This window comes from Stenotrophomonas sp. YJH_SMC_6 (genome assembly GCF_059371335.1).
This window is the reverse complement of record NZ_JCAFUM010000015.1, coordinates 122,569-142,182: the sequence shown is the minus strand read 5'-3', so window position 1 is coordinate 142,182 and position 19,614 is coordinate 122,569. Positions and strand designations below refer to the sequence as shown.

At 66.9% G+C, this 19,614-nt stretch carries 20 protein-coding genes and 1 pseudogene; 7 read left to right on the top strand and 14 right to left on the bottom strand.

What is annotated here, in order from left to right; all coding sequences use genetic code 11:
* Nucleotides 1-61 precede the first annotated feature (61 nt).
* From AC5P9N_RS17680 to AC5P9N_RS17670, 3 genes are all read left to right on the top strand, one after another.
* Nucleotides 62-979 (top strand): alpha/beta fold hydrolase, encoded by a 918-nt coding sequence (locus AC5P9N_RS17680; RefSeq protein WP_005410691.1) that lies wholly within the window; start codon nucleotides 62-64, stop codon nucleotides 977-979.
* Nucleotides 976-3,453, top strand: a complete 2,478-nt coding sequence (locus AC5P9N_RS17675) for an acyl-CoA dehydrogenase (RefSeq protein WP_024956326.1) — start codon at nucleotides 976-978, stop codon at nucleotides 3,451-3,453. The genes AC5P9N_RS17680 and AC5P9N_RS17675 overlap by 4 nt, the downstream gene beginning before the upstream one ends.
* 76 nt (nucleotides 3,454-3,529) lie before the next feature.
* Complete coding sequence (locus AC5P9N_RS17670; protein ID WP_043034501.1) at nucleotides 3,530-3,997, top strand: hotdog fold domain-containing protein; 468 nt, start codon at nucleotides 3,530-3,532, stop codon at nucleotides 3,995-3,997.
* Nucleotides 3,998-4,501: 504 nt separating this feature from the next.
* Here the strand turns inward: AC5P9N_RS17670 and AC5P9N_RS17665 are convergent.
* Both AC5P9N_RS17665 and AC5P9N_RS17660 read right to left on the bottom strand, forming a co-directional pair.
* A complete protein-coding gene (locus AC5P9N_RS17665; protein ID WP_012481032.1) occupies nucleotides 4,502-4,852 on the bottom strand; it encodes a DUF1304 domain-containing protein in 351 nt (116 codons plus the stop codon).
* 42 nt (nucleotides 4,853-4,894) lie between these two features.
* Nucleotides 4,895-6,184, bottom strand: coding sequence for an NTP/NDP exchange transporter (locus AC5P9N_RS17660; protein ID WP_180863567.1), 1,290 nt, complete (start codon nucleotides 6,182-6,184; stop codon nucleotides 4,895-4,897).
* Between the two features lie 324 nt (nucleotides 6,185-6,508).
* Here AC5P9N_RS17660 and AC5P9N_RS17655 point away from each other — a divergent pair, with 324 nt between their 5' ends.
* Entirely contained in the window at nucleotides 6,509-7,909 is a 1,401-nt protein-coding gene (locus tag AC5P9N_RS17655; RefSeq protein WP_005410697.1) for a serine hydrolase domain-containing protein, read from the top strand.
* A 99-nt stretch (nucleotides 7,910-8,008) separates the two neighbouring features.
* On the opposite strand, the gene AC5P9N_RS17650 is transcribed toward AC5P9N_RS17655, so the two are convergent.
* Complete coding sequence (locus AC5P9N_RS17650) at nucleotides 8,009-8,320, bottom strand: SDR family NAD(P)-dependent oxidoreductase (RefSeq protein WP_239498944.1); 312 nt, start codon at nucleotides 8,318-8,320, stop codon at nucleotides 8,009-8,011.
* A 118-nt stretch (nucleotides 8,321-8,438) separates the two neighbouring features.
* Nucleotides 8,439-8,768, bottom strand: a pseudogene (locus AC5P9N_RS17645) (SDR family NAD(P)-dependent oxidoreductase); the annotation flags it as partial.
* 114 nt (nucleotides 8,769-8,882) lie between these two features.
* On the opposite strand from AC5P9N_RS17645, the gene AC5P9N_RS17640 reads away from it, so the two are divergent.
* Complete coding sequence (locus tag AC5P9N_RS17640; RefSeq protein WP_005414244.1) at nucleotides 8,883-9,776, top strand: LysR substrate-binding domain-containing protein; 894 nt, start codon at nucleotides 8,883-8,885, stop codon at nucleotides 9,774-9,776.
* Between the two features lie 118 nt (nucleotides 9,777-9,894).
* Here the strand turns inward: AC5P9N_RS17640 and AC5P9N_RS17635 are convergent, their stop codons facing one another.
* The 10 genes from AC5P9N_RS17635 to nudE all read right to left on the bottom strand — a co-directional run bounded on the left by AC5P9N_RS17635 (nucleotide 9,895) and on the right by nudE (nucleotide 17,372).
* On the bottom strand, nucleotides 9,895-10,401 hold the full coding sequence (locus AC5P9N_RS17635; protein ID WP_005410700.1) for a hypothetical protein: 507 nt from the start codon (nucleotides 10,399-10,401) through the stop codon (nucleotides 9,895-9,897).
* A gap of 774 nt (nucleotides 10,402-11,175) precedes the next feature.
* Nucleotides 11,176-11,571 carry a glycine cleavage system protein GcvH gene (gcvH, locus tag AC5P9N_RS17630; RefSeq protein ID WP_005410701.1) on the bottom strand — a complete coding sequence of 132 codons (396 nt, stop codon included), beginning with the start codon at nucleotides 11,569-11,571 and terminating at the stop codon, nucleotides 11,176-11,178.
* Between the two features lie 93 nt (nucleotides 11,572-11,664).
* On the bottom strand, nucleotides 11,665-12,777 hold the full coding sequence (gene gcvT / locus AC5P9N_RS17625; protein WP_099485014.1) for a glycine cleavage system aminomethyltransferase GcvT: 1,113 nt from the start codon (nucleotides 12,775-12,777) through the stop codon (nucleotides 11,665-11,667).
* Between the two features lie 156 nt (nucleotides 12,778-12,933).
* Nucleotides 12,934-13,374 (bottom strand): NfeD family protein, encoded by a 441-nt coding sequence (locus AC5P9N_RS17620; protein WP_005410703.1) that lies wholly within the window; start codon nucleotides 13,372-13,374, stop codon nucleotides 12,934-12,936.
* A gap of 1 nt (nucleotide 13,375) precedes the next feature.
* A complete protein-coding gene (locus tag AC5P9N_RS17615; protein ID WP_059035152.1) occupies nucleotides 13,376-14,335 on the bottom strand; it encodes an SPFH domain-containing protein in 960 nt (319 codons plus the stop codon).
* Nucleotides 14,336-14,401: 66 nt separating this feature from the next.
* On the bottom strand, nucleotides 14,402-14,704 hold the full coding sequence (locus tag AC5P9N_RS17610; protein WP_044570725.1) for an Mpo1-like protein: 303 nt from the start codon (nucleotides 14,702-14,704) through the stop codon (nucleotides 14,402-14,404).
* A 125-nt stretch (nucleotides 14,705-14,829) separates the two neighbouring features.
* On the bottom strand, nucleotides 14,830-15,159 hold the full coding sequence (locus AC5P9N_RS17605) for a YnfA family protein (protein ID WP_060380757.1): 330 nt from the start codon (nucleotides 15,157-15,159) through the stop codon (nucleotides 14,830-14,832).
* Complete coding sequence (gene mazG / locus AC5P9N_RS17600) at nucleotides 15,156-15,995, bottom strand: nucleoside triphosphate pyrophosphohydrolase (RefSeq protein ID WP_049450690.1); 840 nt, start codon at nucleotides 15,993-15,995, stop codon at nucleotides 15,156-15,158. The genes AC5P9N_RS17605 and mazG overlap by 4 nt, the downstream gene beginning before the upstream one ends.
* A 13-nt stretch (nucleotides 15,996-16,008) precedes the next feature.
* Nucleotides 16,009-16,812 carry a 3'(2'),5'-bisphosphate nucleotidase CysQ gene (gene cysQ / locus AC5P9N_RS17595; protein ID WP_005410708.1) on the bottom strand — a complete coding sequence of 268 codons (804 nt, stop codon included), beginning with the start codon at nucleotides 16,810-16,812 and terminating at the stop codon, nucleotides 16,009-16,011.
* A complete protein-coding gene (gene nudE / locus AC5P9N_RS17590; RefSeq protein ID WP_005414246.1) occupies nucleotides 16,809-17,372 on the bottom strand; it encodes an ADP compounds hydrolase NudE in 564 nt (187 codons plus the stop codon). The genes cysQ and nudE overlap by 4 nt, the downstream gene beginning before the upstream one ends.
* A 77-nt stretch (nucleotides 17,373-17,449) precedes the next feature.
* Between nudE and bioA the strand changes: the two genes are divergently transcribed.
* The gene (gene bioA / locus AC5P9N_RS17585; RefSeq protein WP_033833434.1) at nucleotides 17,450-18,841 is read left to right on the top strand and encodes an adenosylmethionine--8-amino-7-oxononanoate transaminase; all 1,392 of its coding nucleotides are present in this window, start codon (nucleotides 17,450-17,452) and stop codon (nucleotides 18,839-18,841) included.
* Nucleotides 18,832-19,569, top strand: coding sequence for a 16S rRNA (uracil(1498)-N(3))-methyltransferase (locus tag AC5P9N_RS17580; protein WP_060380381.1), 738 nt, complete (start codon nucleotides 18,832-18,834; stop codon nucleotides 19,567-19,569). Before bioA ends, AC5P9N_RS17580 begins: the two co-directional genes overlap by 10 nt.
* Nucleotides 19,570-19,614: the final 45 nt, after the last annotated feature.

The window sequence follows — 19,614 nt, the reverse complement described above, 5'->3', positions numbered from 1 at the left end:
GCCGCAGCGCACCATACCGTGCAGTATTGACTTCCCTCACAAGCGATCCATACTAGCAAGTATGGTTACGTCCCCTACTCCCGCTGCGTTCCATGATCTTCGCCTGGAGGCCGCCCATGGCGCACGCCTGGCCGCAACCGCCAGCGACCACGGCCGCCGTGGCCGCGTGTTGTTCGCGCACGGCTTCGGCCAGACCCGGCACGCATGGAACGCCACCGCGCGGGCCCTGTCTGCGGCGGGGCTGCAGACGCTGGCCTACGACGCCCGTGGCCACGGCGATTCGGACTGGAATTCTGCCGAACTGCCCTATCACGGCGAGCAGTTCGCTGATGACCTGATCGTGCTGGCCGGGGAACAGCCACGCCCGCCGGTGCTGGTCGCAGCCTCGATGGGCGGCCTGTTCGGCCTGCTGGCCGAATCGCGCTGGCCGGGCCTGTTCTCGGCGATGGTGCTGGTGGACATCACCCCGCGTTGGGATACCGCCGGTGTTGAACGCATTCTGGCCTTCATGACCGCCCATCCCGACGGCTTTGCCTCGCTCACCCAGGCCGCCGATGTGATCTCGGCCTACATGCCGCACCGTCCGCGCAAATCCGAGCAGTCGCTGCGCGCACTGCTGCGCGAGGACGGCCACGGCCGCTGGCGTTGGCACTGGGACCCGCGCCTGGTGGCCGAACTGGCGCGCGACAGCGAGCAGCACCAGGATGCACTGGCCGAGGCCGCACGCCAGGTGAAGTGCCCGCTGCTGCTGGTCAGCGGCGGCCGAAGCGACCTGGTCACGCCACAGACCGTGGCCGAATTCCTGGCGTTGGCGCCGCACGCGCGTCATGTACAGCTGCCGCAGGCCACGCACATGGTCGCCGGCGATGACAACGACGCCTTTACCGCTACTGTGTTGGACTATCTGGACGTGTTGCCCGCAGCGGATGCTGCAGCTTCGTCCGCCACAAACGAGCACGTCACCGGAGCACGCTCATGAGCATCGTTCTTCCCTTCCTCGCCCTGCTGCTGGCAGGCGCGTTCGTCGCCTACCACCGCATGCGGCTGGTTACCTGGACGCTGATCAGCGTGGCCCTGCTGGTCGCCTGCTGGTTCATTCCCTACGTCAACCAGACCGCCACGATCGTGGCTGCCGCCATATTGGCCGTCATCGCCGTGCCGCTGCTGCTGCCGTTCATCCGCAAGCCGCTGCTGACCGGCCCGATGATGAAGGTGTTCCGCAAGGTGCTGCCGCCGCTGTCGCAGACCGAGCGCATCGCGCTGGAAACCGGCTCGGTTGGCTTCGAGGGCGAACTGTTCACCGGTGATCCGGACTGGAACATCCTGCTCAATTACCCCAAGCCGCAGCTGACCGCCGAAGAACAGGCCTTCCTCGATGGCCCGGTCGAAGAGCTGTGCACGATGGTCAACGACTGGGAAATCACCCACGTCCACGCTGACCTGCCGCCGGAGCTGTGGGCCTTCATCAAGAAGAACAAGTTCTTCGGCATGATCATCCCGAAGGAATATGGCGGCCTGGGCTTCTCTGCGCTGGCCCACCACAAGGTGATCCAGAAGCTGGCCTCGGTGTCCTCGGTGGTCAGCTCCACCGTCGGTGTGCCCAACTCGCTGGGCCCGGGTGAACTGCTGGTGCATTACGGCACCCAGGAACAGAAGGACCAGTACCTGCCGCGCCTGGCCGATGGCCGCGAAGTGCCCTGCTTCGGCCTGACCGGTCCGTTCGCCGGCTCCGACGCCACCTCGATTCCGGACTACGGCATCGTCTGCAGGGGCGAGTGGAACGGCGAGCAGGTGCTCGGCGTCAAGCTGACCTTCGACAAGCGTTACATCACCCTGGCCCCGGTCGCTTCGCTGATCGGCCTGGCCTTCCGCATGTACGACCCGGATGGCCTGATCGGCGACACCCGCGACATCGGCATCACCCTGGGCCTGCTGCCGCGCGACACCGCCGGCGTTGAAATCGGCCGTCGCCACTTCCCGCTGAACTCGACGTTCCAGAACGGCCCGATCCGCGGCAAGGACGTGTTCATTCCGCTGACCCAGCTGATCGGTGGCGCGGCCATGGCCGGCAAGGGCTGGAACATGCTCAACGAGTGCCTGGCCGTGGGCCGTTCGATCACCCTGCCGTCCACCGCCAGCGGCGGTGCCAAGGCCGGTGCCGCCGTGACCGGCGCCTATGCACGCATCCGCAAGCAGTTCGGTCTGTCGGTCGGCCGCTTCGAAGGCGTGGAAGAAGCGCTGGCCCGCATCGGCGGCAAGGCGTACAAGATCAGCGCGCTGTCGCAGGCCACCGCTGCTGCAGTCGACCGTGGTGACGTGCCGTCGGTACCGTCGGCGATCGCCAAGTACCACTGCACCACCATGAGCCGCGAAGTGATCTCGGACATGATGGACGTGATCGGCGGCAAGGGCATCATCCTGGGGCCGCGCAACTTCGCCGGCCGCAGCTGGCAGGCCGCGCCGATCGCGATCACCGTGGAAGGCGCCAACATCATGACCCGCAGCCTGCTGATCTTCGGCCAGGGTGCGATCCTCTGCCACCCATGGGTACTGAAGGAAATGAAGGCCGCGCAGGATCCGGATACCCGTGCCGGCCTGCAGGACTTCGACCGCAGCCTGTTCGGCCACATCCGCTATGGCATCTCCAATGCCGTGCGTTCGTTCTGGTTCGGCCTGACCGGGGCACGCTTCGGTGCCGCCCCGGGTGACGCCTACACCCGCCGCTACTTCCGCAAGCTGGACCGTTACTCGGCCAACCTGGCGCTGATGGCCGACATCTCGATGATGACCCTCGGCGGCAAGCTGAAGTTCAAGGAATCGCTGTCCGGCCGCCTGGGCGACGTGCTGAGCCACGTCTACATGACCAGCGCCATGCTCAAGCGCTACCACGACGAGGGCGCACCGCAGGCCGACCAGCCGCTGCTGGCCTGGGCCTTCCATGACAGCGTGCACAAGATCGAGGAATCGCTGTCGGCGGCCCTGCGCAACTTCCCGATCCGTCCGATCGGCTGGCTGATGTGGGCGCTGATCTTCCCGCTGGGCCGTCGTGCCGAGGCCCCGGGCGACCGCCTGAGCCGCCGCGTCGCCGCCCTGCTGATGGCGCCGAACGAAGCCCGCGACCGCCTGGCCAGTGGCGTGTTCCTGACCCCGTGCGAGAACAACCCGGGTGGCCGCATCAACAGCTACCTGAGCAAGGCGATCATGGCCGAGCCGGTGGAACGCAAGTTCCTGAAGGCGCTGAAGAGCAAGGGCATCGAGGCGCTGGACTTCAAGAGCCAGCTGGACGAAGCCGTGGCCGAGGGCGTGATCACCCAGGACGAGCGCAGCCTGCTGGAAGAGCTGCGCACGCTGACCCTGGATACGATCACCGTGGACGACTTCGACACCCACGAACTGCGGGCGGCCAGCTACTACGACCGCCAGCACAAGGATCCGCATTCGCAGGCCGCCTGATCGCCCGCGATACGCGTTGCCTTCGACGGCGGGCCTCGGCCCGCCGTCGCTCTATCCGACGACCGGAACATCGACCATGTCCACGCCTCTGCTCTCGCTCTACCACCGGCTGCAACGCTGGCCTGCCGGCACCTGGCTGTTCTCGCGCGCGGTCTGCTTCAAGGCGCCCTACTTCGCCAGCATCGCGCCGCGCATCACCCGCCTGGAACACGGCCGCTGCGAAGGCACGCTGGCCGACCGCCGCAGGGTGCGCAACCACATCGGCACGGTGCACGCGATCGCGATGTGCAACCTGGCCGAACTGACCGCCGGGCTGATGGTCGACGCCTCGCTGCCGAAGGGCATGCGCTGGATTCCGAAGGGGATGCAGGTGCAGTACCTGGCCAAGGCACAGGGCACGCTGCAGGCGGTGGCATTGCCGGCCCAGCCGATCGTGGCCGCTGCCGAGGGCTATGCACTGCCGGTGACGGTGAGTGTGCGCGACCGCGCGGGGACGGAGGTGTTCAGCGCGGTCATCGACATGTGGATGTCGCCGGCGAAGTAAGTTCCCGCGAACGGCGCAGCCCCTCGTGGGTGGGTCGCGAAATGCGGTTTATCGGCTGGGCCGGAGGGGTGGGGCCGGGCGGGGACGCCGCAAGTACGTCCGTGTAGGCTTAGCCGCGCCATCCATGGCGCGGATACCCCGCCCGGCCCCACCCCTCCGACCTCTGACAGATCTCTGTGGGGTCCACCCACGGAAGAGAAAAAGAAGAGCAAGAGCAAAAGCAAAAGCGGCCCTTCGGCCGCTTTTTTCATGCGCGCAGAACCCACGAGCGCAGCGACCCGCTGTTGCCCTTGATCTTCTTTTTCCTTCTCCGTGGGCTGGCCGCACACGGAACCTGTCAGGGGCCGGGCGGGTTGGGTTCGCGGGGGTGTCCGCGGCATGGATGCCGCGGCCAAGCCTACAGGGACGTACTTGCGGCGTCCCCCGCGAACCCAACCCGCCCGCCCAACCCCATGACAAGCATTCCGCGACCAACCCACGAGGGGCTGCGCCGTTGGCTGGAAACTACGCCAGCGCGCGAAACACCAGCGCCAGGATCGCCGGCACCGCCTGGATCATGAAAATGCGGCGGCTCACGCTGTAGGCGCCATAGCACCCTGCCACCACCACGCAGGCCAGCGAGAACGTCACCAGCACCGGCTGCCCGATCACCAGCCCCACCCCGATGCCCGCCGCCAGGAAGCCGTTGTAGAGGCCCTGGTTGGCCGCCAGCACCCGCGTGGTCTCCGCCTTCTCCGGCGTGTTGCGGAAGGTCTTCAGGCCCAGCGGGCGGGTCCACAGGAACATCTCCAGCACCAGGAAATAAACGTGCAGCAAGGCGACGAGCAACGTCAGGGTGAGTGCGATCCAGTACATGGGCAGTTCCTTGGACAGGGATGGGGATCGGGCCCCGGAAAATCAGCGGTCGCGCGGCAGTTTCTTTTCTTCGCGCAGTACACCGAACGCGGCTGCGGTCATGCACGCGGCCACCAGCATGCCGCCGATGAACACCACGTGCGAGCCGAACAATGACAGGCCCTTGTGCACCCAGGCAAAGCTCAGGTCCGCACCGCGGTAGACCACGGTGTCGATCGCTGCGCCGGCCTTGTAGCGCCACTGCCGGTCCACGCGCGTGTAGATGGTCTCGCGCGCCGGCTTGGCCAGTGCAAATTCGCTGGCGCGGGTCATCACCTGCACCACCGCGACCATCAACGGCATCGGCGAGGCTGCCAGCACCGAGAAGCCGATCAGGATCGCGAAACCGGGAATCAGCAGCGCCGGCGCGATGCCGTGGCGCGACAGCAGCCAGCGGGTCAGGCCCACCTGCATCAGCAGCGCCAGCGCGTTCACCGCCAGGTCGATGCGCGAGAAGAACGCGGTACTGGCCGCCGGGTCAGTGAACGCCGCACGCACGATCGCAGCCTGCTGGTTGTAGAGCAGCGTCCCCACGCCCACGCCGAACACCACCATGATCGCCAGCCAGCGCAGCAACGGCTCGCGCACGATCAGTTTCAGGCCATCCAGCACGCTGCCGCCCATCGGCTTCTCACCCGATACCAACTGCTGCTCCTGCTCGCGCAGCACCGCCCAGTGCCGCAGGCGCCAGATGCAGAACAAGCAGATCGCCAGGAAACCGGCCGACACCAGCATCAGGTTGGCGATGCCCACACGCTGCACCAGCGCACTGGTGATGACCGGACCAAGGAACGCGCCGACGGTGCCCGCCGCGCCGATGTAGCCGTAATACGCCCGCGCCTGCGCGTTGGAGAACACGTCGGCCATGAAACTCCAGAACACCGCCACCGCGAACAGGTTGAAGACGGTGATCCAGAAGAAGAAGGCCATGCCGCGGCCAGGCACGCCGCTGTCGAACATCATGTAGAAGCCAAGCAGGGTCACGATGAAGAACCCGTACACCGCCGGCAGGAACACCCGTCGCGGGAAGCGGCTGACCAGCCAGCCGTACACCGGCTGCAGCACCAGCATGATCACGAACACGCAGGAGAACAGGAACTGCAGGACGAAGTCCTTCAGCGCGACGCCGTGACTGGCGAACCAGGCAATCAGCACGGGCGGGAACACCGTTTCCAGGTCCGCCGAGGCGGCCATGGCTTCACGCACCGGACGCAGCACGTAGTAGCCGCTGAGCAGGCAGAAGAAGTACAGGAACGACCACCACAGCGCCGGGGACTCGCGCAGTGCCGCCATCAGCCCCTGCAGCGGGCCTTTCCCTCGTACCGCGCTCACGCGGCGTCCCTCGCCAGATGACGGCGGTTGGACAGCGGCATGGCAGGCTCCGGGGCGGTGAAGCGCGTACGTTATCCAATGCACTGCAACATCGCCAGCAGGTAGCCGTTTGAAGGCCGCAACGCGGTGTCATGACCGGGTCCGGATGACACGTTCCGATACACGCTTTCGAGGCCTCAAAATCCCAACTTTTTCAACGAGATGCGCATTCATCTTCGCTTTGTTTGTGCACAGAGGAAAAGCGGCGCTAGAATCGCCATCAGCAGTCGCGCACGGGTCCCACCGATGAAAAAGAACAGCCTGCGTCGTCCGATCCGTTCGGCGGCCACCGGTTTGCTGGGCATGTTGATGCCTGTTGCCTTGTCCACCACCGCGCAGACCCCGCCGCCGTTGCCGCCGATGCCGGCCAACATCGAGTCCGCTGCGGCCACCGCCGTTGCCCACACCCAGCCGGCGGCCTACCGTACCGGGCTGGTGCCGCAGGTGCAGGCGCCCGCCGCAGGCTTCAACGTCGCCAATATCGAATCGATGGCGCAGCAGCTCACCTATGGCGAGCGCGTGCCGGGCATGGCCGTGGCCATCGTGCAGGGCGGCCGCATCCTCAGCGCGCGCGGCTATGGCGTCACTGACGTCAACAATCCGCTGCCGGTCGACGCCCACACCGTGTTCCGCCTGGCTTCGCTGTCCAAGGCCTTCGCCGGCACCATGGCCGGACTGCTGGTCAACGACGGCACGCTGCGCTGGGACAGCAAGGTCACCGACTACGTGCCGGGCTTCCGCCTCAACTCGCCCGAAGCCACCGACCGCCTGACCGTGGCCGATGTGCTCAGCCACCGCGTCGGCCTGCCCTACAACGCCTACGACCGCGACATCGAAGGCAACGCCGAGTACTACGCGCTGACCCAGAAGCTGGCCAACACCAGCCTGAAGTGCCTGCCGGGCGACTGCTACGCCTACCAGAACGTGGCCTTCAGCCTGATCGGCGACGTCGTCTATGCCGCCTCCGGCAGCTTCTACGAGCAGTCGGTCGAGCGCCGCATCTTCAAGCCGCTGGGCATGAACGATGCCAGCCTCGGCCTGGCCGGCATCCAGGCCAGCTCGCGCTGGGCGCGCCCGCACGTGCGCAGCCGCAACGGCTGGGTGTCGCTGACACCGAAGCCGACCTACTACCGTGTTGCCCCGGCGGCCGGCGTCAACGCCAGCGCCAGCGACATGGCGCAGTGGCTGCTGGCGCACACCGGCCATCGCCCCGATGTGCTGCCGGCACCGTTGCTGGCTACCCTGCATTCGAGCCTGATCAACACCCCCGGCGAGATGCGTTCGGGCTGGCGCCGCGAGCGCCTGCACTCGGCCGGCTACGCGCTGGGCTGGCGCACCTTCGACTACGCCGGCCACGACGTGGTGTTCCATGCCGGTGCCGTACAGGGCTACCGCGGCCTGGTCGCGCTGGTCCCCGAACGCGATCTCGGCATCGCCATCATGTGGAATGGCGAGAGCGGCCTGCCCAGCGGCCTGCTGCCGACCGTGCTCGATTCCGCGCTCGGCCTGCCGGCACAGCGCTGGCTGGATGTGGACACCGACTTCGGCAGCGACAACCTGATGGCCGAAGGCGCGAGCCCGGCGCAGCAGGACAAGCGCAAGGGCAAGGGCGCTTCGAGCAACCGCGCGGTGGCGTCGCCGCGCTGATCAGGCGGGCGCGACCGTGAGCATGAAGTGCGGCCTGCAGGCCGCCCTTTTTGTTGGCTGTTGTGGAATCGAGCCGCGCTCGACTCTACAAACGGAGGGCTAATGCGCGAAGTAGTGCATGCCGCCGTCCACCGGAATCACCGCACCGGTGATGTAACCGGCCAGCGGCGAGGCGAGGAATGCCACCAGCGGCGCCACTTCTTCCGGCTCACCGAAGCGCCCGCTCGGGATGTTACTGGCGATGAACGCGCGTCGGCTTTCCTCGGTGGGATGCAGGCGGTCCAGGATCTGCGGGCTGTTGATCCGACCCGGCGCAATGGCATTCACCGTGATGCCCTGCCCAGCCACCTCCGACGACAGCCCCTTGCTCCACAGATGCAGCGCTGCCTTCGCCGCGGTGGCGGCATTCACCGAACGGGGCTCCATCGAACCGCTGAAGTTGATCACCCGCCCCCCATCCCTGCGCCTGCATCGCCGGCAGCAGTGCCTGGGTCAGCCGTCGTGCGGCAGAGAAGTTCAGCGCCAATGCCTCCTCCCAGATCGTGTCGGCTGCATCGACGGTCGTTGGCCGCGAACCGCCAGCCGCGTTGACCAGGATGTCCACCCGCTGCAACGCCGCCAGCGACGCGTCAGCAATGCGTCGCACGTCCCCGGCGTCAGTGACATCGCCCAGCAGGATGATCGGCGCGGGTGCGCCCGCCGCTTCGATCCCTGCCGCCAGCGCCTGCAGCGGTGCCTGCCGCCGTGACGAGATGGCAACACGTACGCCCTGCGCGGCCAGTTGCCTGGCGACAGCGGCACCGATGCCACTGCCCGCCCCGGTGACCAGCGCTGTGCGTCCCTCAAGATTCAAATCCATCGTGTTCTCCTTTCAGCACGGCCGGTGGATCCGGCCCCTGCAGTGCATGCTGTTTGATCACCCGTGATTGATAAACTCCGCAAAAGTTTCAGCATTCAACACCCGGAGTGTCAGATGAACCTGCTGGAAAGCATGCAGGTCTACGTGCTGATCGTGGACAAGGGCAGCCTCAGCGCTGCGGCGGCAGCACTGGCCATCTCCCCGACGATGGCCGGCAAGCACCTGCGTGCGTTGGAGGCGCGGCTGGGCATGCAGTTGCTCAGTCGTACCACCCGGCGCCAGCACATGACGCCGTTCGGGGAGGACTACTACGCCCGCTGCCGGGAGATCCTGCGGCTGGTGGAGGAAACCGATGCTCAGGCCCAGTACCAGCACCTTGCACCTGCAGGCACGCTGCGCATCAGCGCGCCGGTGATCTTCGGCACGCATGCGCTGGTACCGGCGTTGGCCGATTACATGGCGCGCTACCCCGACGTGCGTGTCGACGCGGTGCTGACCGACCGCGTGGTCGACCTCGCAGAGGAGGGTTTCGAAGCAGCCCTGCGCATCGGCACGCTGGCCGACAGCAGCGTGCTGGTGGCGCGTGCATTGGCACCGTATCGCTTGATGATGTGCGCCTCGCCCGGATACCTCGCCCGGCACGGTACGCCCTCCGACCTGCTGGCGCTTGCCCGGCACCAATGCCTGTCCTTCGAACCCAGCGCGCTGGCGCAGTGGCTGCAGGCCGATGCTGGCGGGCTCGGCCATGTGCCCACAGGTCGGCTGCAGATCAACAACGGCGAAGCGCTGCGTACAGCGGCGCTGCATGGGCTGGGCATCGTGCTGCAATCGGCACTGCTTCTGGCCGCGGATGTCGAGGCTGGGCGGTTGGTGCAGCTGTTTCCCGAACACGGCCACGCGGGGCGGCCGATGCACGTGGTCTACGCCCACGACCGCTACCCATCGACCCGCCTGCGCAGCTTCATCGATTTCCTGGTGGAGCGCTTTCCACCGGCGCCGCACCGCTAGCATCGACCGTCAGCAAGGCGGTCGAGCATGGCTCGACGCTACCAATGGCCCATAAAAAAACCCCCTCCCCGCTGGGCAGCCAGGGAAGGGGTTTCAGGATGCGGCTATCGGGAAGTACTTAGATCAGCGGCGCCGGGGTTGCCGGCAGAGCGACCGGAGCGGCCTTCTTCTTGCGGGCGGCCGGCTTGCGCTTGGCAACCTTCTTCGCTGCCTTCTTCGGGGCAGCCTTCTTGGTGGCCTTCTTCGCGGTCTTCTTCACTGCCTTCTTGGCGGTCTTCTTGACGGCCTTCTTGGCAGTCGCCTTCTTCGCGACCTTCTTGGCCGGCTTGCGGGCCGTTGCCTTCTTGGCAGTCTTCTTGGTGGCCTTCTTGGCTACCTTCTTGACGGCCTTCTTCGCGGTCTTCTTGGCAGGAGACTTCTTGGCTACCTTCTTCGCCGCCTTCTTCACTGCCTTCTTCGCAGTGGCCTTCTTGGCGACCTTCTTCGCAGCCTTCTTCACTGCCTTCTTGGCGGTCGCCTTCTTCGCGACCTTCTTCACTGCCTTCTTGGCAGCGGCCTTCTTCGCGACCTTCTTCACCGCCTTCTTGGCGGCGGGCTTTTTCTTCGCAGCTTTCTTGGTTGCCATGGGATGGCTCCTCGTCAGTGATAGGGAGTTGAAACGCCCAGGTGGATCAAACCCGCGGATGCTGCGTGCGGGGACCGCCGGCGCGTCAAGCGCGCCGTTACGGATGCGGCAATGCCCGCCTCGATCGGCGGAGCGGGCATCGGAACGGGAGGTGCCTTGCATTTCTCCGGGGGAAGCGGGGCCATGTCCACCGTCATCTGGGTCGCGGTGGTCTTGAAGGGGCTGCTTCGCATCGGACGATTGATTCTGCGCACTCGGTTTGGCAGGCAAGGTCTGCTGAGGCGAAACCTAATCACGGTTTTTTTTACTGTCAACAACCCCCGCGAAAAATTTTCACATCCGCGCCATCCGCGGTGTTGCCTGCACGGTCGCGACGCTCCGCCCTCGACGACCAACAATGCACCACGCACGCGCGTTGCCTGCAGCAACAACAACGCAAGCGTTGAACAAAAACCACTTGAAATAGGCACTCTGCGCAGATGCATGCATGTTGGCGGCCACTGCATGCACGCAACGCCGGCACCGGCCGGCGCCGGCATCAGCGCCAGCACAACGGCACCGCAACGGGGGGCGAAAAGTTTTCACATCCGGACGCGTCGGCGCGGGGCGGAAACGCGGATTTGCGCAAAACTGCGCACGCCCCTCGGTACCGTTCGCGGGTCTGCTGATGCCGCGTCGAGGGCGCGCAGCAAACCCTGCGTCATGAGCCGACGTACTCGCCAAAACAAAAACGGCCACCCGAAGGTGGCCGTTGCAGAACCCGGAAACGACGACTCAGTGGTCGTCGTTCTCCAGGGCTTCGGCGTACGCGTCCGGGTCCAGCAGCTCGTTGACCTCTTCAGCGTTGGTCAGTTCGACCACGAACATCCAACCTTCGCCGTAGGCATCTTCGTTGATGGTTTCCGGCTTGTCGGACAGGGCCGAGTTGACCTCGACAACCTTGCCGCTGATCGGGCTGTAGACGTCCGAGGCGGCCTTCACCGACTCGACGACGGCGATCTGTTCGCCGGCCTTGGCGTCGGCGCCGACTTCCGGCAGTTCGACGTAGACCAGGTCACCCAGCAGGCCCTGGGCATGGTCGGAAATACCGACGGTGACGCGGCCGTTGCCTTCGACACGGGCCCACTCATGGGACTTGAGGAACTTGAGGTCGCCGGGGATCTCGCTCATGGGACTGCTCCAGAGATATGCAGGGGTGGAAAAAACGGGGCTAGTGTAACCAACCGGCCGCCACTGCTGTCAGTGACGACCGGCATGTCCGGATCAGGCGTCGGCGAGCACGCCGGGCTGGGCCTGGCCTTCGCGCACGAACGGGAACTTGACCACGCGCACCGGCACCTGCCGGCCGCGGATGTCGACGGTGACCTCGCCGAGTTCACCGGCGGGCACGCGGGCAAAAGCGATGCCCTTGGCCAGGGTCGGCGAGAAGGTGCCGGACAGGATCTCGCCCTGGCCGCCAGCGGTGGTCACCGCCTGGCCATGGCGCAGCACGCCCTTCTCGTCCATCACCAGGCCGATCATCTGGCGTGCTGTGCCGGCAGCCTTCTGCCCTTCCAGCGCGTCGCGACCGATGAAGTCGCGGCCTTCGTCCAGCGACACCGTCCAGGCCAGCGCCGCTTCGTACGGGCTGATCTCTTCGTCCATGTCCTGGCCGTACAGGTTCATGCCGGCTTCCAGGCGCAACGTGTCGCGTGCGCCGAGACCGGCCGGCTTCACGCCCGCCGCCAGCAGGCGGTTCCAGAACGCGACCACCGCGTCCTGCGGCAGCAGGATTTCGAAGCCGTCTTCGCCGGTGTAACCGGTGCGGGCGACGAACAGCTCGACGCCGTCGTCGGACTGCACCTGCAGGGCGGCAAAGCGGCCCAGCTTGGTCAGCGCCTCGCGCTCGGATTCGCGGGCCAGGCCGATCACGATCGCGCGCGCCTGCGGGCCCTGCACGGCCAGGATGGCCAGGTCCGGGCGCTGCTCGACGCTGACGCCGAACGGCGCGGCCTGCTCGCGCAGCCAGGCCAGGTCCTTTTCGCGGGTGGAGGCGTTGACCACCATGCGGAAGAAATCGTCGCCCAGGTAGTAGACGATCAGGTCGTCGATGACGCCGCCGCGCGGATTCAGCATGCACGAGTACAGCGCCTTGCCCGGCACCTTCAGCTTGTCGACCGAGTTGGCCAGCAGGCGGCGCAGGAACGGCTTGACCTGGTCACCGCGCAGGTCGACCACGGTCATGTGGCTGACGTCGAACACACCCGACTCGCGACGCACCAGGTGGTGCTCGTCCAGCTGCGAGCCGTAGTGGATGGGCATGTCCCAACCCCCGAAATCGACCATCTTGGCGCCAAGGGCGCGGTGGGTATCGTTGAGCAGCGTCTTCTGGGTCATGACCGGGTCCGGCAGCAGAGGAAACAAGAATCCCCATTATCCCAGATCGGTCGCCCGCAGGTCGCGCCGCAGCGCAGCGGCCATCTGCAAGCACACCTCATGCGACCGCGCCCGCTGGCCTTGACGACCCGCGGACGCGGCCAAACCACCGCAGCCTCAGCCCTGGGCCACCGCCTCGACCACCAGCACCGTGCCCTGCACGCTGCGCACCCGCACCCACGTACCTGCAGGCAACTCCGGGCCGCTGACCTGCCAGTACGCGTCGTCGATGCTGACCCGGCCCTGCCCACCAACGATACCCTGCTGCAACGGCACCACCCGTCCGACCAGTTGTTCGGCGCGGCGGTTGAGCAACGGTGCATCGCTGGGTCGCGCCCTTGCCTTGCCCCAGCGCCGGTAGCACTGGATCGAGACAACGCTCAGCACGACGAAGGCAACGACCTGCCACAGCAATGGAATGCCGCTGAACACCGCAACCAGTACGAACACCGCCGCCGCGCCAATGCCGATCCACAGCATGAACGCCCCGGGCGCCAACGCCTCGGCGGCAAACAGCAGCAGCGCCAGCGCGCCCCAACCGACGACTTCCCAGCGCATGTCAGCCTCCGAGCGGCGGCGGCCGCTTGCCGGCGGCCTTGATGTCCTGGCTGGCCAGCGCCTGCTTCGCCAGTTCGGCCACGCCGGCGATCGAACCGATCACGCCACTGGCCTCCATCGGCATCAGCACCAGCTTCTGGTTCGGCGAACTGGCCAGCTCCTTGAACGCTTCCACGTACTTCTGCGCAACAAAGTAGTTGATCGCCTGCACGTCGCCCTCGGCAATCGCCGCCGACACCACCTTGGTCGCCATCGCTTCGGCCTCGGCCAGGCGCTCGCGCGCCTCGGCATCGCGGAACGCAGCTTCGCGACGGCCTTCGGCCTCCAGCACGGTGGCCTGCTTTTCGCCATCGGCGCGCAGGATCTCCGACTGGCGGGAACCCTCTGCCTCTAGGATCTGCGCGCGCTTCTCGCGCTCGGCCTTCATCTGCCGCGCCATCGCGTCCAGCAGGTCGCGTGGTGGCTGGATGTCGCGGATCTCGATGCGGTTGACCTTCACACCCCACGGGTTGGTGGCATGGTCGACCACGCTCAGCAGCTGGGCATTGATCACCTCGCGCTGGCTGAGCGATTCATCCAGGTCCATCGAACCGATCACGGTACGGATGTTGGTCTGCACCAGGGCGATCATCGCCACTTCCAGGTTGGCCACCTCATAGGCAGCCTTGGCGGCATCCAGTACCTGGAAGAACACCACGCCGTCCACGCGCACGGCGGCGTTGTCCTTGGTGATCACTTCCTGGCTGGGTACATCCAGCACCTGCTCCATCATGTTCACCTTGCGCCCGACCCCGTACACGATCGGAATCAGGAAGTGCAGGCCGGGGGTCATGGTGTGCGTGTAGCGCCCGAAGCGCTCGACGGTCCACTCGTAGCCCTGGGGCACCATCCGTACCGCCTTGAACAGGATCACCACGGCCACGAAGGCCAGCACCACGGTAAAGAACATGGTCGGGAACATCTTGCTTTCCTTATCTATGACGTCCAGGCCCCAGCATAGCGCGTGAAGGCCGCATGCACAGCGGAGCTACCAGGGCATGCGCCCGCGCAGGATGTCGGCGAACATCACCCAGTCGCCCATGAACGAGTACAGCGGGTGCTGGAAGGTGGCCGGGCGGTTCTTCTCGAAGAAGAAATGGCCAACCCAGGCGAAGCCGTAACCGCAGAACAGGGCAGCCAGCAGCAGCACCGGCTGCCCACGCAGGATCGCCGCCGCGACCAGCAGCAGTACCCCACAGCTGCCGATGAAGTGCAGCCGGCGCGATACCGGGTGGCGATGCTCGCTGAGGTAGAACGGATAGAACTCGCGGAAGCTGGCGAAGCGGGACATGCGCGTGCTCCGGGAACCAGGGGCGTCGCCATCATGCACCATCGCTGACCTTGTGGCGCCGAGCCGTGCCCGGCTTGCGCGCGCCAGCGCGGTCGGAAGGAGGCGCAGCCACGCATGGCCCGGCGCTACCCTGATGAGGTGCGCGGCCCGAACATGATCACCGCCATGCCGGCCAGGCACAGCGCAGCGCCCAGCAGGTCCCAGCGGCTGGGGCGGATGCCGTCGACCAGCCATAACCAGAACAGCGCGGTGCCGATGTACACGCCACCGTAGGCGGCATAGACCCGTCCACTGGCGGTCGGGTGCAGGGTCAGCAGCCAGGCGAACAGGGCCAGGCTGGCGGCCGCCGGCAGCAGCAGCCAGATGCTGCCGCCCTTGCGCAGCCACAACCACGGCAGGTAGCAGCCAACGATCTCGGCCAGCGCCGTCAGCAGGAACAGGCCGAGTGTCTTCACGCCTTCTCCGCCGCCTTGGCGTGCTGCCACAACGCTTCCTGCGCATCCAGGCCCATCGCAGCCAGCGCCCCACCCTGCGCGTCGGCCTGCGCTTCCATCGCGCGGAAGCGGCGTTCGAATTTGTGGTTGGCCCCGCGCAGCGCCGCACCCAGGTCGATGTCGGCATGGCGCGCCAGGTTGGCGCAGACGAACAGCAGGTCGCCCAGTTCTTCCTGCAGCCGCGCCTTGTTGCCGGCGATATCGCCGCGTTCGAACTCCTCGCGCAGTTCCTGCAGTTCCTCGGCCGCCTTGTCCAGCACCGGTAACGGGCCGGGCCAGTCGAAGCCGACCTTGGCCGCACGCGACTGCAGCTTCACCGCCCGCTGCCATTCCGGCAGCCCGCGCGAAATGCCGGCCAGCGCGGAGGTGTCCTGCTCGCCCTTGGCGGCACGCTCGGCACGCTTGATCGCATCCCAGTTGCGCGTCACGCCGTCGGCATCGTCGACGCTCACGTCGGCGAACACGTGCGGGTGACGGCGCTGCATCTTGTCGCTGATCGCGCGTGCGACCTCGGCGAAGGCAAAGGCCCCCTGCTCTTCGGCCATGCGCGCATGGAACACCACCTGCAGCAGCAGGTCGCCCAGCTCGTCACAGAGATCGTCGAGATCGCCACGGTCGATCGCATCGGCCACCTCGTAGGCTTCCTCGATGGTATACGGCGCGATGGTTGCGAAGTTCTGCTCCAGATCCCACGGGCAGCCGCCCTGCGGGTCGCGCAGGCGCGCCATGATCGCCAGCAGGCGCTCCAGCTCGTGGGCGGCGGCGCTGCCGGTGGTGGGGGTGTCGTGCGCGCTCATGCGGCCTCCAGGGTCAGTCGGACAACCAGTCGCGCCACGGCAGGCTGGTATCACCAAGGGCAATGAAATCGCCGTTCAACAGGGTTTCGCGGCGGTTGTAGCGGAACGGCTTGCCGGTCGCAGCCGACAGTACCGCACCGCCGGCGGCGTGCAGTACGCACTGGCCGGCGGCGGTATCCCATTCGGAGGTCGGGCCCAGCCGCGGATAGACATCCAGGCCACCTTCGGCGATCCGGCAGAATTTCAGCGACGAGCCCTGCGCGATGGTCTCGATGCGGCCCATCCTCGCCAGCAGCGCCTCGGTTTCCGGCGAGCGGTGCGAGCGGCTGGCGGCGACGCGCAGCGGGGCGGTGGCCGGCGTGCGGGTGCGCAGCACGGTGTCGTGCAGGCCCTGCCGGCGATAGGCCAGCTCGCCACGCATGGCATGCCAGACGATGCCGGTCACCGGGGCCAACACCACGCCGAAGGCAGGTGCGCCCTGGTAGATCAGCGCGATGTTGACGCTGAACTCGCCATTGCGCTTGACGAACTCGCGGGTGCCGTCGAGCGGATCCACCAGCCAGTACGCGCCCCAGTGGCGGCGGTGCTCCCACGGCACCTGCGCCGATTCCTCCGACAGGATCGGCAGGTCCGGGGTCAGCTGGCGCAGGCCCAGTTCGATGACCTGGTTGGCGGCCAGGTCGGCGGCGGTGACCGGGCTGTCGTCGTCCTTGATCTGCACCTCGAAGCCATCGGCGTATACCTGCATGATGGCCTGTCCGGCTTCCTGGGCGATGGCGATGGCGGTCTCGCGCAGGTCCGTTGTCAGTTTGATCATCGCGTTCCCTGCAGCCACTGGCGAGCGATGAACAGCGCCGCCAGCGAGCGTCCCTCGGAGAAGTCCTCGCGCAGCATCAGCTGGTCCAGTTCGGCCAGCTTCCACGGCACCACCTCGAGTTCTTCCGGCTCGTCGCCGGCCAGCTTTTCCGGATACAGGTCGCGTGCCACCACCAGCCACGACTGGTGGCTCATGTAGGTGGGGGCCAGGGTCATCGCGCGCAGCACGTCGACCCGGCGTGCACCGTACCCGGCCTCTTCCTTCAGCTCGCGGTCGGCGGCCTCCCCGGGGGTTTCGCCGGCGTCGATCCGGCCCTTGACCAGGCCCAGTTCATAGCGGTGCATGCCGGCGGCGTATTCACGCACCAGCAGCACCGTCTCGTCATCGAGCATCGGCACCACCACCACCGCACCATGGCCACGGCTGACCAGGCGTTCGAAGCGGCGGCGTTCACCGTTGGAGAACTCCAGGTCCAGGTGCTGGCGCTGGAAGGGGCCGTTCTCCTCATCGGTGATCCGATGGATGATCGGCAAGCGCCGGCCGGCACGGTCATCGTTCATGCGGAATCTCCGCGGCGGCCGGCGCCAGCGCCGGGGCCGATAGAATGTGCAGGCAGCAACATGTTCATGAGCCCGAAATGCTAGCAGACCCAACCCCCTCCCCGCTGGCCCAGCACTGGCGGCAACGCGACCTGCAGGTGCTGTGGCATCCGTGCACGCAGATGCGTGAGCACCCGCATACCCTGCCGCTGGTGCCGATCGCCCGTGGTGAAGGCGCATGGCTGATCGATCACGACGGCAACCGCTATCTGGACGCCGTCAGCAGCTGGTGGACCAATCTGTTCGGCCATGCCGAGCCGCGCATCGGCGGCGCCATCGCGGCGCAGGCCGGGCAGCTGGAACAGGTGATGCTGGCTGGCTTCGGCCATGAGCCGGCGATCACCCTGGCCGAGCGCCTGCTGGCGCTGGCGCCACGCCAGCCCGGCCGCGAGCCGCTGGCCAAGGTGTTCTATGCCGACAACGGCTCGGCCGGCGTTGAAGTCGCGCTGAAGATGGCCTTCCAGTACTTCCAGAACCGCGGCGAGCCGCGGCGCACGCGCTTCATCGCGCTGGAGAACGGTTACCACGGCGAGACCCTTGGAGCGCTGGCGATGGCGGACATTCCGCTGTACCGCCGCGTCTACGCGCCGCTGCTGGCCGAAGGCCTGTTCGCGCCCTCGCCCGATGCCTACCTGGCCGAGCCGGGCCAGAGTGCGGCTGATCGCGCACGCCAGGCCGCTGATGGTCTGGCCACCCTGTTTGACCAGCATCCCGGCGAGATCTGCGCGGTGATCCTGGAGCCGCGCCTGCAGTGCGCCGGCGGCATGCGCATGCATGACCCGGTGTACCTGCAGCGGGTGCGCGAACTGTGTGATGCGCACGGCGCATTCATGATCGCCGACGAGATCGCCACAGGCTTCGGCCGCACCGGCACCCTGTTCGCCTGCGAGCAGGCCGGGGTGATGCCGGACCTGATGTGCCTGTCCAAGGGCCTGACCGGCGGCTTCCTGCCGCTGGCCGCGGTGCTGGCCACGCAGGCGCTGTACGACGCCTTCCTTGATGACTCGCGCGAGCGCGCCTTCCTGCATTCGCACAGTTACACCGGCAACCCGCTGGCCTGTGCGGCTGCGCTGGCGACGCTGGACATCTTCCGCGACGACGATGTGATCGCCCGTAACCGTGGCATCGCCTCGGTGATGGGCGCGCTGGCTGCGCCATTGAGCGACCATCCGCACGTGGCCGACGTCCGCCAGGCCGGCATGGTGGTGGCCTTCGAGCTGTCGCGTGATGGCAACAAGCGCACGCCGTTCGATCCAGCGCTGCGACTGGGCCTGCACGCCTACAAGGCTGCGCTGAAACGTGGCGTGGTGCTGCGTCCGCTGGGCGACGTGCTGTACTGGATGCCACCCTACTGCGTGGATGACGAACAACTGGAGCTGCTGGCACATACCACGCTGGCGGCGATTGACGAGGCGATTGCATGCGCGTGACCCGCTGCCCCATCGACCTGGCGCTGCACAGCGGCCAGACCGTGACCCTGCCGGAAGAGACGGCCAACCATCTGGTGCGGGTGATGCGCCTGCGCGAGGGTGATACCTGCGTGCTGTTCAACGGCGATGGCCACGACTACAGCGCCACGCTGACCGCCGCCGGCAAGCGCGAGGTGCAGGTGCGCATCGGTGCGGTGCAGGCGGTGGACAACGAATCGCCGCTGGCGATCACTCTGCTGCAGGGCATTGCCCGAGGCGAGAAGATGGACCTGATCCTGCAGAAGGCCACCGAGCTGGGCGTGAGCGCCATCGTTCCGGTGAATGCCGAGCGCACCGAAGTGAAGCTGGATGCCGCGCGCGCGGAGAAGCGCGTAGCGCACTGGAACAACGTGGTGACTTCGGCCTGCGGCCAGTCCGGGCGCGCGCGCATTCCGCAGGTTGCCTCGCCGGTGTCACTGGCGCAGGCGGCGACGACGCTGCCAGCCGATACGCTGCGGCTGACGCTGGACCCGCACGGTGCCCATCGCCTGTCGACGCTCGATGCGGCGCCGACGGGCGGCATCGTGATCGCGATCGGCCCGGAAGGGGGCTGGTCGCCGCGCGACCGGGATCAGTTGGCAGCGGCAGGATTCCAGGGCCTGCAGCTGGGGCCGCGCATCCTGCGTACCGAGACCGCCGGGCTGGCCGCGATCGCGGCATTGCAGGCGCGGTTGGGCGACCTGGGGTAAGGTTGATTGGTGGTAGTGTCGGCCGCTGGCCGGCATCCAAGGGAT